13 protein-coding genes and 1 tRNA gene are annotated in these 12,931 nt (G+C 59.0%); 6 read left to right on the top strand and 8 right to left on the bottom strand.

Going from position 1 to position 12,931, the window contains the following annotated elements:
• From QZ571_RS17420 to QZ571_RS17430, 3 genes are all read left to right on the top strand, one after another.
• The coding region (locus tag QZ571_RS17420) for a transposase (RefSeq protein ID WP_295537322.1) at positions 1–306 on the top strand (306 nt) is incomplete at its 5' end.
• 91 nt (positions 307–397) lie between these two features.
• Positions 398–1,327 carry a hypothetical protein gene (locus QZ571_RS17425; RefSeq protein WP_295537324.1) on the top strand — a complete coding sequence of 310 codons (930 nt, stop codon included), beginning with the start codon at positions 398–400 and terminating at the stop codon, positions 1,325–1,327.
• Positions 1,328–1,407: 80 nt separating this feature from the next.
• Complete coding sequence (locus tag QZ571_RS17430) at positions 1,408–2,160, top strand: DUF4145 domain-containing protein (RefSeq protein WP_295537325.1); 753 nt, start codon at positions 1,408–1,410, stop codon at positions 2,158–2,160.
• Between the two features lie 357 nt (positions 2,161–2,517).
• Here the strand turns inward: QZ571_RS17430 and QZ571_RS17435 are convergent, their stop codons facing one another.
• From QZ571_RS17435 to QZ571_RS17470, 8 genes are all read right to left on the bottom strand, one after another.
• Complete coding sequence (locus QZ571_RS17435) at positions 2,518–3,204, bottom strand: hypothetical protein (protein ID WP_295537327.1); 687 nt, start codon at positions 3,202–3,204, stop codon at positions 2,518–2,520.
• Positions 3,205–3,312: 108 nt separating this feature from the next.
• A complete protein-coding gene (locus tag QZ571_RS17440; protein WP_295537329.1) occupies positions 3,313–4,020 on the bottom strand; it encodes a PEP-CTERM sorting domain-containing protein in 708 nt (235 codons plus the stop codon).
• A 222-nt stretch (positions 4,021–4,242) separates the two neighbouring features.
• The gene (locus QZ571_RS17445) at positions 4,243–4,977 is read right to left on the bottom strand and encodes a PEP-CTERM sorting domain-containing protein (RefSeq protein WP_295537331.1); all 735 of its coding nucleotides are present in this window, start codon (positions 4,975–4,977) and stop codon (positions 4,243–4,245) included.
• 221 nt (positions 4,978–5,198) lie between these two features.
• Positions 5,199–7,091 carry an acyl-CoA synthetase gene (locus QZ571_RS17450; RefSeq protein ID WP_295537333.1) on the bottom strand — a complete coding sequence of 631 codons (1,893 nt, stop codon included), beginning with the start codon at positions 7,089–7,091 and terminating at the stop codon, positions 5,199–5,201.
• 199 nt (positions 7,092–7,290) lie between these two features.
• On the bottom strand, positions 7,291–7,728 hold the full coding sequence (gene lysM / locus QZ571_RS17455; RefSeq protein ID WP_295537335.1) for a peptidoglycan-binding protein LysM: 438 nt from the start codon (positions 7,726–7,728) through the stop codon (positions 7,291–7,293).
• A 116-nt stretch (positions 7,729–7,844) separates the two neighbouring features.
• Entirely contained in the window at positions 7,845–9,626 is a 1,782-nt protein-coding gene (locus QZ571_RS17460; RefSeq protein WP_295537337.1) for an ABC transporter transmembrane domain-containing protein, read from the bottom strand.
• A gap of 143 nt (positions 9,627–9,769) precedes the next feature.
• Positions 9,770–9,855, bottom strand: a tRNA-Leu gene (locus QZ571_RS17465).
• A 40-nt stretch (positions 9,856–9,895) separates the two neighbouring features.
• Complete coding sequence (locus tag QZ571_RS17470; RefSeq protein WP_295537339.1) at positions 9,896–10,672, bottom strand: enoyl-CoA hydratase-related protein; 777 nt, start codon at positions 10,670–10,672, stop codon at positions 9,896–9,898.
• Positions 10,673–10,957: 285 nt separating this feature from the next.
• Here QZ571_RS17470 and pheS point away from each other — a divergent pair, with 285 nt between their 5' ends.
• The 3 genes from pheS to QZ571_RS17485 all read left to right on the top strand — a co-directional run.
• Positions 10,958–12,031, top strand: coding sequence for a phenylalanine--tRNA ligase subunit alpha (pheS, locus tag QZ571_RS17475; protein WP_295537341.1), 1,074 nt, complete (start codon positions 10,958–10,960; stop codon positions 12,029–12,031).
• Between the two features lie 170 nt (positions 12,032–12,201).
• Complete coding sequence (locus QZ571_RS17480; RefSeq protein WP_295537342.1) at positions 12,202–12,735, top strand: hypothetical protein; 534 nt, start codon at positions 12,202–12,204, stop codon at positions 12,733–12,735.
• Between the two features lie 6 nt (positions 12,736–12,741).
• On the top strand, positions 12,742–12,931 hold a 190-nt coding region (locus QZ571_RS17485), incomplete at its 3' end, for a hypothetical protein (RefSeq protein ID WP_295537343.1).

A 12,931-nucleotide genomic window follows, 5' to 3' on the forward strand; every position in this document is an offset into this window, starting at 1 on the left:
TCCAAAGGGGCACACATCAACACCGTCGAGGCTGTGAACTCCCAAGTGCAACGCGCTCTGATTGGTGTTTACCATCGCCTGGACCGACAACATCTTCAAAGATATCTGGACGAAATTCTGTGGCGCTGGAACCACCGCCAACAGGAAGTGAAGATCAGGAACAGGAAAACAGCGTCCGGCACCAAGGCGATCGCCACGACGGTCTGGAAGCCAATCCCTGTCGTCGAACAGATGCGGGGATTGCTCTGCTGTGCAGTCGGTCGGCAGGTTCGCAGAACACCGGAATGGGGGTTGAGTTGGCCATGAGTAATAAGACCTCGTGAACTTGCACCGGCGTTTCCATTGTCTATGATGGTGTGTGAAATTCCAGTTTGTTCAATGACATGAAGGCGAGATAATGAGTGCGCAAGGACCTGTTTCTGGTTGGGCTCCGGTGGTCATTGATTTCCTTTCAAACAATCTCCCGCGAGATGGCGACAGAGGCGGATGGAATCATAAGTTCTCCACCGCTTATCAAATTGGCTGTGAAGCCTTGGTAGCGCTTGGCTATGCAGAGGAAACTGATTGGGGCGCTGTGCCGCTCGCAAATTCCATGTTTCCAAACCCGCTCCCAAGGTGGGACGACATATGCGTTGCGGTGCTGGGGTTGGCTGAGCAACAAAACAAGCTATCTTATCGCCTTGCCGACGGCTCCAAGCAGCCTACACGCGTAGGCTGGTCAGGTTTCACAATCGTTCCACCTACTGAACAGCGACAATCGCCAGTTCCAAACATTGCCTCAAAGGAAGTGCTGAGCCCGGCCCATGCCGCTTCCGATCTGTTGCCTGTTCTCCTCAAATTGGGCCTGATCATCGACGGCTGTTGGGCTGATCACGCTGAAACTGTTCTTTGGCGCGAGCAGCCCCGTGCTTGGGCGCTGAATGTTTCGAACGATCCTCGTTTTGTGAACTCGATGCACGAGGCGGTAGATACGCTTCCCAACGATGTCCGCGACAAGATCGAGAGCTTGGTGGTGATCAGTGACCAAGACATCGAAGCATCAGTTGCTCAGCAACAATCAGCAATTGAAGAGTTGCGCCTCACACATGGCCCCAAGGCACGCATAGGTCGATTGAGAACCCCGGAAGAATCTCTACGAAGCATTGTGTTCCAGAGAAGAAACGAGCTTGATTGGATTTTCTTTCGCCGTTGGCGGATTTCTGATGGTTGGTTGACCATCAAGCAGGCCAAACTTGCCTTAGAGATTTTCCATGATCCACTGGCAATTCAAATGCGGCGCGCGGTGGTTGGACAGCTTTATCCTGGAAAACCTGAATTTTCGCAGTAGGCCCGCCAATACTGCCTATGCGAAAAGCAGGAAATCGACTTTGTTTGGTGGATAATTGGGAATTATTTTAAGGCGAAAATATGTATTGGGAATGCCCCTACTGCGGCCAAGGACAGACGGTTACTTCACCGAATTTTAGCCAAATTCAAATGCCCTTCGAGATCAAAGCACCGGAATGTGGAGAAGTAGGTTTAAGGGGAATAGCAGTTCGTTGCGCCAATCCAGAGTGCAACCAGCTTGAAATTCGCGCCGAAATAGTCCGTGCAGATCGAACCCGTTCTGGGAACTATTATATCCTGCCCGGACCCGAAACGCTTCACCATTCTAGGCTGTTGCCACCTAGTTTTGCTAAGGTCCTCCCGGACTTTATTCCAGCTGTTCTGCGCGACGATTACGAAGAAGCTTGCAAAATTTGTGACTTAAGCCCGAAAGCATCAGCTACACTGGCTCGTCGCTGCCTTCAAGGTATGATCCGCGATTTTTGCGGCATTTCAAAGAACCGACTAATTGACGAAGTGAACGCCCTTCGTAAACTTCTTGCCGACGACAACGCGCCGCGCGGTGTTTCCGAGGAAAGCGTCGAAGCTATAGACGCAGTTCGAGACATCGGCAACATCGGCGCGCATATGGAGAAAGACATCTCTGTAATAATTGAAGTAGATGCAGACGAGGCCAGAACATTAATCGAACTGATCGAGCTACTCTTCGAAGAGTGGTATATCGCTCGTGAAAAGAGGCGCATGCGGTTGAGCAAAGTTGTGGCGATCAAAGAGGCGAAGGACTCCACGAAACTGATCGCGAAAGAAGCTTCTAACGAGCGCCCGAACGAGTAACTTTACTCCTACCGGCCCTCCCCCAGCCCGTGCGACCAGCACGGGCCGCACCCATGCTTCGGGCTTTCGCCGCGCCACTGGCGCGACGGTCCCTGCGCATTCCCCCAAGGGAGGGCGCATTGCAACGCCACCGCGGGTTCACACGTCAGGGGGATGCGGCACGATAAAGTGCATATCACGAGCGGAGCGAGCGCCCACCCGAGGTCGGGCGCGGCCCTTATCGCGCTATGCGAACGTACGCACATTGCACGCGCCTACGCCGCGACCTGCGATTGCATGCCCCCCTGCGCGGCCACGCGCGGCGCGTTCGCCGGGGCATCCTTCCACCGGAAGGCCGCTTTCTCCCGGCTCACCGCCTCAAAACCCTACCACCTGCACCACCTTCGCCACCGGCCCCTGAGGCGCGGGCGCTGCCATGCGGCGCTTTCCCGGGGCGGCTTCCATCACCGGCTGCACGCTGGGCAGGGCGCGGCGGATCATTGCGAGATGCTCGGGCTTGATGCGTTGGCAGCCGCCCTTTTTATTCCACAACTGGCGCGACACCGGCCCGGCTACCGCATAGCTGATCGCCTGCGGGGCCACGTCATTGGGTTGCACCTTGCCCGCCGCGATCAGCGATTTGATGGCCTCGGCGGCGATCTCGGCGCTTTCGATAAAGGGCATTTCAGCCACCACCGCCTCGGCCGGGGTGGCTTGCCCGTCCAGCGCACATTTGCGCGCCACGAAAAGCCAGTCATGCACCATATAGGCGGGCGCATATCCCCAAGGCGAGAACCCGTTCATCGCCTGCGCCATCTGCGGAATCGAGCCGCCATCGGTATACATCATCGCAGGTTCGATCACCTGCACCGTGCCCTTGGCCCCGCGCGTAAAGCGCAGCGGGTCGGCGGTGGGCACAAAAACGAACGAGCCATCGCCCAAGCCCCGCTGGCTTTCATCAACCCACATCACGAACAGCGCGCCTTCGAATTTGCCCACCGGCGCGGCCTTGTAATCGACAAAGCCGCAGCCCGCCAAAGCCAGCAATACCAGAAGTTTGCGCATGCTCGCCCCCTGATCCTGCCCTAGGGTAACCCAAGCCACCGGTTTCGCCAAATGCGAAAGCCTGCCCTCACAGGCAGGCTTGGAGTCAGCATCAATGGGCGTGGGGCGCTAGGCGGTCTGACCCTCAAACGAGGATGCATCGCCCGCGCGCCGCTTCCAGCCAAGCCAGCCAAACAAGCCCAGCCCCGCCAGCATCATCCAGATCGTGGGCGGCAGCGGCACCGAGGCCGGCGTTTCGACCATCATCGCGATGTCGTCGAGCGTTGCGCTCATCGACCAGGTCTGCGCCTCAAGCGAGAACTGCACGCCCAGTGAATTGCCCACATTTGCCTGCATCAACGAGGTCAGATCAAAGCTCAGCGTCGAGGCGGTGCCAGCCCCCAGTTGCAGCCCCGAAGCCGCCGTCGAATAGACCTGAGAAATCACGGCGCCCACAGAGTTTATGATCGACGCCGTAAATTGCTGATTGGGGATGCTGTAGTAGCCGAACAGATCGATCTGTTGCGTGAAATTGAACGTAGCGGACACGATGCGATCTGGCACCGTGAAATATTGCGTCAGCGTGGATACGCCCGCATATTTCGGATCATAGCTCACGTCATATCGGCCCGCCAAGGCCGGGGTCGTACGCCGCCCCCGCACGCTTTCAAAGCTTTCGCCACGGCTGTTCGCGGTCGTGCTCCAGCCCGACAGATTACCGGTTTCAAAATCACCATTGGTGATCAGATCGACGCTGAGCGCCTGAGCGGCGCCCGCGCTAAGCGTTCCAGCCAGTGCCAGCGCGAAAACTCCGGTTATGAAACGGCGAAACGTCATGATCGTCGGTCCTGCACAGTATCTTGGTCTGCCCTCCACTCTGGAAACCCCCAGCGCAGTTCAGGCTTTGTTAAGGATGATTTAGCTCCCCAATTGCGCTCAGAGTTGGGCGCATCCAAGACTTTGGGGCGTCATTTTGGCGGTCAGTTTTGGGTCAATGCAAAATGTGCGCCCCACCTCAATGGTGCGCACATCGTCAGGTCTGAGGGATGCTGGCGCTTCTCAGGCCGGCATGGCCGTGAACGACATCGCATTGCCCGCATCGCGCCGTTTCCAGGCAAGAAAACCAAACAGACCCAACGCGGCCAACATCATCCAGATCGTGGGCGGCAGCGGTACGGCGGCCGGCGTCTCAACCATCATCTTGATATCGTCAAGCGAGGTATTCATGTAATAATAACTATCTTGCTGCTGGAACTGCACGCCCAGCGTGTTGCCCAGATTGGCCTGCAACAGAGACGTCAGATCATAGCTCAGCGTCGTCGGGCTAGTGGGACGTGTGTTGTCGCCAGCGTCGGTCGAGAAGATATTGGAAATCACGGTGCCCGCCTGATTGATCAGGTTGACGCGAAATTCCTGATTGGGATCGGAATAGCCAAGCACGTAGTAATTTATCACCTTCTCGGTAAAGCTGAAGGTCGCGCTGATGATCTGGTCAGGCACCGTGAAAAACTGCGTGAGCGTGCCGATACCGTAACCGGTTTGAGAACTCAAAACGTCATAGTTCCCGGAAATCGGCGCAGTGCGCCCCTGCGGCCCTGCGGGATTGACGTTCCCATTATTAATCAGGAACCCGTTGGAGTAACCCGTCGTGGTCGTGCTCCAGCCGCTCAGATTGCCGGTCTCGAAATCACCGTTGGTGATCAGATCGACGCTGAGCGCTTGGGCTGCGCCTGCGCTAAGCGTTCCGGCCAGTGCCAGTGCGAAAATTCCGGTTATGAAACGGCAAAACGTCATGATCGGCGGTCCTGCATTGTGTCTCGTTCTGCCCTCCGCTCTGGAATCCCCCAGCGCAGTTCAGGCTTTGTTAACGAAGATTAAGCTCTCCAATTGCGCCTTGATTGGGGCGCGGGCGGGTCACTGAGGCGACGATTTTGCGAAGGATAAAGGACAACGAAAAACGCCGCCCCCTTGGGGCGGCGCTGTGGAGTCAGGTCTTTTTTGTCAGGGAAACGCGACTAGCGCGCCCAATCCCACGGCACCGTGAACTCGCCCAGAACATGGCCCAGCTTGTCCTCGTCGCAATTGCCCGTGGTGGCGACATGGGCAACCAGTCCGCGCTTTTTATCCTCGGTGACCGAGATCACATGCGCCGCCACGCCTTTGCTTTTCAGCACCTCATTGAGCACCCGGATGATCGCGCTTTTACGCAGGTCGGGTTTGAAAATCTTGCCCACGGCGGTCTTGGGCAGCTCGTCCATGATCTCAAGATGTTTCGGGACCGCGGCGCGCTCGTGGATGTTTTTCTTGGCGTGCTCAAGCAACTCCTCGACGCTTACGGTCTGCCCGCCGACCAGTTCGACATAGGCGCAGGGTAATTCACCCGCAAAGGCGTCGGGCTGACCGATCGCGCCCGCAAAGGCCACCGCAGGATGGGATAACAGCGCATCCTCGATCTCGGCAGGGTCGATATTATGGCCGCCACGAATGATCAAATCCTTGGCGCGCCCGGTGATCCACAAATAGCCATCCGGGTCGATCCGGCCCAAATCGCCGGTGCGCAAAAACCGCTCTTCGGCGAACAGATCGTGGTTCTTGTCGGCCTCGGTATAGGTCGAGCCCTCGAACACGCCGGGATTGGCGACGCAAATCTCGCCCACCTCATCGATCCCACATTCATCGAAACTGCCATTGCGTTTGCGCAAGATCCGCACATGCGTGTAGGGCAGCGGAATGCCGACCGAGCCGACCTTTTTCACGCCATCCACCGGATTGACCGACACCAGACAGGTCGCCTCGGTCAGACCGTAGCCCTCGGAAATCTCGACACCGGTAGCCTTCTTGAAGCGGTTATACAGCTCAATCGGCAGCGGGGCCGACCCCGACAGCGCGGTGCGCAGCGAGGAAATATCGGCATCCACCGGGCGTTGCATCAGCGCAGAGATCGCGGTGGGCACGGTGATCAGGAAGGTGACCTTATAGCGCTCGACCAGCTTCCAGAAATTGTCAAACACCCCCTCGCCGCGATAGCCCGCAGGCGTCGGGAAGACGACATGCGCGCCACTGGCAATCGCCGACATCAAGATCGGATAGGCGGCAAAGACATGAAACAGCGGCAACGGGCACATCATCACATCGGTGTCGTCAAATAACAGTCGCCCACCGAGCCAGCCGTTATAGATCATGCCGGAATATTTGTGCTGCGCCACTTTCGGCATGCCCGTGGTGCCGCCGGTGTGGAAATAGGCCGCCACCCGGTCTTGCTGCACATCCTCGAACATCAGTCGATCGCCGGGCAGCTTCGCCGCCTCGGCGTTGAAATTCATCACCTTGGCGTGGTGCTTGACCTCAACCTTAGGGCGGATGAGCGGCACGATCCAGCTTTTGGGCGGGGTCAGATAGCGGTTGAGATCAATCTCAAGCACGGCCTGCACATTGGGGGCAAGACGCACCGCCTCGGCAGCCTTTTGCGCAACATCGGTCTTGGGGAAGGCCTTGAGCGTCACCAGAACCTTGGCCTTGGTCTCGCGCAGGATCGCGCCGATCTGCTCGGAATCCAGCAACGGGTTAATCGGGTTCACGATCCCCGCCGTGGCCCCTGCCAGCAATACCACTGCCGTTTCCAGCGCGTTGGGCAGCAGGTAGGCGACCGTATCACTTGGCCCCACGCCCAGATGGCGCAACAGGTTGGCGCCTTGCGTTACATGGCCATGCAGTTGCGACCAGCTCAGCGTTTCGGCTTTGTCCTTGGGCCCCGAGAGGATTTGGAAGGTGATCGCAGGCCGGTCGCCATGCGTCGCGCAGGTCTCGCTGAGGAAACCATAGAGCGTGGCTGGGCGTTTGCGCGCCTCCCACGGCTTTTCGGCCTCAACGGCATCGCGGTCGGCGATCGTTGCAAATCGTTGCTGCATGTTAGTCCTCCCCTTGGCGGTGCCGCGCCTCCTGCGATCCCGCCTGTGCAGGATGCGGCAAAATCTGCGCCCACGGCAAGGGGGAGCGCGGATTGATACGTCACGTCATTGTCTTTTGACGTGGGGAAACGCGGGCGTCTTTTCAAGCAAAAGGGCGCCCCGAAAGACGCCCCGTCGCATCTAAGTGATCCAAAAGCGATCAGGCCTTGGGAATACGCAGTACCTGACCGGGGTAGATCTTGTCGGGATGCGTCAGCATCGGCTTGTTGGCCTCAAAAATCTTGGGATACAGATTGGCATTGCCCAGCGTCTTTTTGGCAATCGCCGATAGCGTGTCGCCCTTTACAACGGTGTGGAACACGGCATCGGCAGTGTCGTCGTCTTGCTCGGTCTCGACCGAGGCCACGCCATCCACATTGCCCACGGCCAGGATGATCTTTTCCTTGGTCTCAGCGTCAATCGCCTTGCCCTTGACCACAACCTTGTCGCCGTCAACGGCCAGATCGACGCCCGAGGCATCGAGCCCCAGATTCTTCAATTCTGCCCTGAGCGCGTCTTCCTTGGGGGCCTCAGCCGCCGCGGCCTCTTTGCCAAACAGAGACTTGCCCGCACCCTTTACGAAATTCCACAAACCCATCGGATTCTCCCATTTTGCACAACTGGTCAGGCCAGCCTTACACACAGGATGCCCCAAGGCTTGATTCAAGGACAGGGGAAAATGGCGCGTTCTTGCATCAGAACGCGCCCGCGCGATTACATCCCATCCGTGAATTGCAGCCGCGCCAGTTCGGCATAAAGCCCGCCCTCGGCCACAAGGCTGTCATGGCTGCCCTGCGCCACGATGCGCCCATCCTCAAAGACCACGATCCGGTCGGCCTTTTTCACAGTCGCCAAGCGGTGCGCCACGATCACCGTGGTGCGGGTGCGCGCCAATTGATCGACCGCTGCCTGAACCTCGCGCTCAGACGCCGCATCAAGGGCCGAAGTTGCCTCGTCGAGCAGCAAGATCGGCGCGTCGCGCAGAATCGCGCGCGCAATCGCGATGCGCTGTTTCTGCCCGCCCGACAGCATCACGCCACGTTCGCCCACATAGGTATCAAACCCGTCGGGCAGCGCGCTCAGGAAATCATAGGCATGCGCCGCGCGCGCGGCCTCTTCGACCTCTTGATCGCTTGCATCGGGGCGCCCAAAGCGGATGTTGTCGCGCGCCGAGGCGGCAAACACCACCGGGTCTTGGGGCACCAGCGCCACGGCCTGACGGAAATCATGGCGCGCCATTTCGCGCAGGTCATAGCCGTCAATCGTCACGCGGCCGGTTTCCGGGTCCCAGAACCGCTGGATCAACTGGATCACGGTCGTCTTGCCCGCCCCCGAAGGGCCCACAAGCGCCACCGTCTCGCCCGGTGCGATCACCAGATCGACATGATCCAGCGCCGAGGTCTGAGGCCGCGAGGGATAGTGGAATGACACATCCTCAAAGCGGATCGCACCCTGCGCAGGCATCGGCATCGGCACCGGATGGGCGGGGTCTTTGACCGTGTCCTCGCTTTGCAGCAACTCGACCAGACGTTCGGTCGCCCCCGCCGCGCGCTGCAATTCCGACCAGATTTCCGACAGCGCACCCACCGAGCCCGCCACCATCACCGCGTAGATCACGAATTGCACCAGCTCGCCGACCGACATCTCACTCGCGCGCACATCGCGCGCCCCGACCCACAGCACGCCAACAACGCCCGCGAAGACGAGGAAAATCACGATCACCGTCATCACCGCACGCGTGCCGATCCGCTTTTTGGCCGACAGGAATGCCTGTTCCGTGACATGGGCGAAATTGGCCCGCGTGATCGCCTCATGGGTAAAGGCCTGCACGGTTTGCGCCGCCAGCAACGCCTCGGACGCCGAGCCCGAGGAATTTGCGATCCAGTCCTGATTTTCGCGCCCCAGATTGCGCAAACGCCGGCCCAGAACCACGATCGGGATCACCACCAGCGGCACCACCAACAACACCAGCCCCGTCAGCTTGGCCGAGGTGAACAGCAACATGATCATGCCGCCGATCAGGATCAGCACGTTGCGCAGCGCCACCGACACCGACGAGCCGATCACCGAGAGGATCAGCGTGGTATCGGTGGTGATACGCGAGATGATCTCGCCGGTCAGGATGCGCTCGAAAAAGGCCGGGCTCATCGACATCACGCGGTCAAACACCGCCTTGCGAATATCGGCCACGACCCGTTCGCCAAAGCGCGTCACAAGGTAATAGCGCGCCCCCGTCCCCAGCGCGAGCAGCGCCGCAATGAATAGCGCGGCGGCGAAATACTTATCCAGCAGCGCAGCCCCTTGCTGAAACCCGTCAATCACCCGGCGTACCGCCAAGGGCAGGATCAGCGAGATCGAGGCCGTCGCGATCAGCGCCAACAGCGCCGCCGCCGCATAGCCCTTATAGGGGGCGACAAAGGGCGCAAGTCCGCGCAACGCACCGATCTGTTTGGTCTTGGGCCGGTCATCCGCCGGGCCGATGGGTCTGCGAGCCATGAATTCCCCCTGTTTGCCGCATTTGGGTGTAGGGGCAGCGCCGTTAGGGGGCAAGCCTCGATTGGGCGGCAAGGGCGTGCATTTGGCGCATGATCGCCTCACAAACTCTCACATTCAGGTGGTGTTTGTGCCAACTCCCATAGTGGTGCGGGCGGCCGGACTTGAACCGGCACGGCCTTTCGGCCCAGGGAGTTTAAGTCCCATGCGTCTACCATTCCGCCACGCCCGCGCTGCCCTTGGCTAGCGCGGCGCGCGCGCGGAGGCAAGCCTCAACGGCCCTCAAATTGCGGCGGGCGTTTTTCCAAAAATGCCAGCACGCCCTCGCGGAAATCATGGGTCTTGCCCAAGCTCCCTTGCAACTCCGCCTCCAGCTCCAGTTGCGCCGCCAGATCATTGCCATAGCCCTCGCGCAACGCACGCTTGACCGCGCCGTAAGCCGCAGTTGGACCATTGGCCAGATGGGCTGCACGGGCGCGCCAGTGATGATCGAAATCGACCTCGGCCACGGCCTCCCAGATCATGCCCCAGTCCACGGCCTGACGCGCCGTGATCTTTTCGGCGAACAGCGCCAAGCCCATCGCCCGCGCAAAGCCCACCTGACGGGGCAGCCAATAGGTGCCTCCTGCATCCGGCATCAACCCGATGCGCGTGAACGCCTGCAAGAACACCGCCGCATCGCTCGCAATCACCACATCCGCCGCCAGCGCAAGGTTCGCCCCCGCCCCCGCCGCAGGCCCGTTCACCGCCGCAATCACCGGCACGCGACAGTCATAGATCGCGCGCAGCAACGGTTCGTATTCATCGCGCAACACCCGCTCCAGATCGAGCCCCGCCGCCGCAGCGCCATCCCCCAGATCCTGACCCGAACAAAACGCCCGCCCGGCCCCGGTCAACACGATCACGCGGGCCTCTGCCTCGGCGCGCTTGATGGCTTCCAAAAGCTCTGCACGCATCTGGCTGTTGAGCGCGTTCATCACCTCCGCCCGGTTGAGCGTGATAATCCCAACCCCGTCTTCATTCGCGTAGCTGATCGCCTGATACGACATTGCGCGCCTCCCTTTTGTTGACCGCGCCACGATACCGAGCAGGCCCGAAAGGAAAAGTAAAACACTGCGTCACATCCCCCCAAACGCACGCGCCTGAGGGGCCTGCCGTCGCCTCCAGCGGGGAGTTTCAAGGCAAATGCGCCGGCACGCGCCCCTTCTCGCTTGTTGCCTGTCGCCCTCCGGCAACGGGTCAGCGCCTTAAGTTTAGGCCATCGTATAAAGGCAAGGTTGCAAACTTGTCGCCCTGCGGCTAACCCCTAGGCCAAAGAATTTGCGGGGAAGAACATGCAAGATCTGCGCGAGAAATACCTCACCGCCATTGCCGATATGACCGACGAGGCCGGCCTCGAAGAGTTGCGCCTGACCGCGCTTGGCAAGAAGGGCGAAATCAGCCTCAAAATGCGCGAGCTGGGCAAGATGACGCCCGAAGAGCGCCAGACCACGGGCAAGGCGCTCAATATCCTCAAGGATGAGATCGACGCCGCCCTGCGCGCCAAGAAATCCGCGCTCGCCGATGCCGCGTTGGATGCCCGTCTGCGCGAGGAGTGGCTGGATGTGACGCTGCCCGGTCGTCCGCGCCGTCAGGGCACCATTCACCCGGTCAGCCAAGTGATGGACGAGGTCACCGCGATCTTCGCCGATATGGGCTTTGCCGTGGCCGAAGGCCCGCAGATCGAAGATGACTGGCACAATTTCGACGCGCTCAACATCGCGCCCGAACACCCCGCGCGTCAGGAACATGACACGTTCTTCATGCACCGCGCCGAGGGCGACGACCGCCCGCCGCATGTGCTGCGCACCCATACCTCGCCGGTGCAGATCCGCGCGATGCTGGAACAGGGCGCACCGATCCGCGTGATCGCGCCGGGCCGCGTCTACCGCATGGATATGGACCAGACCCACACGCCGATGTTCCATCAAATCGAGGGGCTGGCGATCGGCAAAGACATCTCGATGGCGAACCTGAAATGGGTCCTCGAAGAGTTCTGCAAGACCTTCTTTGAGGTGGACGGGGTCGAGCTGCGCTTCCGCGCCTCGCATTTCCCCTTCACCGAGCCCTCCGCCGAGGTCGATATCCGCTGTTCCTGGGCGGGCGGCAGCCTGAAAATCGGCGAGGGCGACGACTGGATGGAGATCCTCGGCTCGGGGATGGTGCACCCCAAAGTGCTGCAATCGGCCGGGATCGACCCGAGCGAATGGCAAGGCTTTGCCTTTGGCATCGGGATCGATCGGTTGGCGATGCTGAAATACGGCATCCCCGACCTGCGGGCGTTCTTTGAGAGCGACCTGCGCTGGTTGAAGCACTATGGGTTCAGCGCGCTGGATCTGCCGACGGTGGCTGGTGGGTTGAGCCGGTGAGTGAGACTAGGCAAGAGGCTTACTCATCTGAAAGGACTTTTGCCGAATGGCTCGCAGATGAAGGTAGCGCAACCCATTTCAGCTATTTTAGGTTATTAGAGCGGAGACGTTTCGAGAGACGCTCACTCATCTCGAAATCTGTCCTTTTCGTAATAGCGTCAGTTAGTGGAGTGAGCTTTGTTGCTTGGAGCGCTGTAGTTGCAGCTTTTCTTGAGAAGGCAGATAAGTTTTCGCCTGATATTAAGTTGGAGTTAACTGCTATAGTAATATTTGTGCTCTGGGTAGGGAGTGCGGCGGCTGTCCAGACACTTCAAGCATTAAAGCCAAGGGTCTTGAGTGGTGTAGACTTTCATGTGCGTGGTACAGATGCAGAATTTTCTTCACAGATACTTCTTGAGGTCAAGCGTCAAGATAACGAAATCACTGAAACGTATAATATAATTTCCTTTCCATTTGTGATATTTGTTTTCTGTGCTCAAGGTTTTCTGTCTTGGTGGTTGTTTCACTTATTGGCGGCTAAAGGCGCGGCTCCAATCTTCTTTCTGAGTAATGGACTCGGGTTTTGGTTTGTTTTTGCATTTTTTTGGATTGGGATTTACTTTTATATATATTATATGGGCTATTTCTTATCTGTTCGATCGTTTCTTAAATCGGTTTTGAAGAATATTTGTGCACATATACTTCGCATTGGCCGGAGGGAGTAATTGGAGATGAAACTTGTTGGCGAGCGGTTTTGGTTGGTGGAGAACCCGCAAGGGGCCAAACCATCACCCAACAATCCCGCCACAAAAGGTAACCCCATGACCACCCAACCCCGCCTCTTCGACACCCCCGCCCACGAGCAAACCCCCGAACAGCGCCGCTTCTACGCCTATACCGAAATCGCCTACACCATCGTCG

Origin of the sequence: uncultured Thioclava sp. (genome assembly GCF_913064665.1) — a bacterium.
GTDB classification, from domain to species: domain Bacteria; phylum Pseudomonadota; class Alphaproteobacteria; order Rhodobacterales; family Rhodobacteraceae; genus Thioclava; species Thioclava arctica.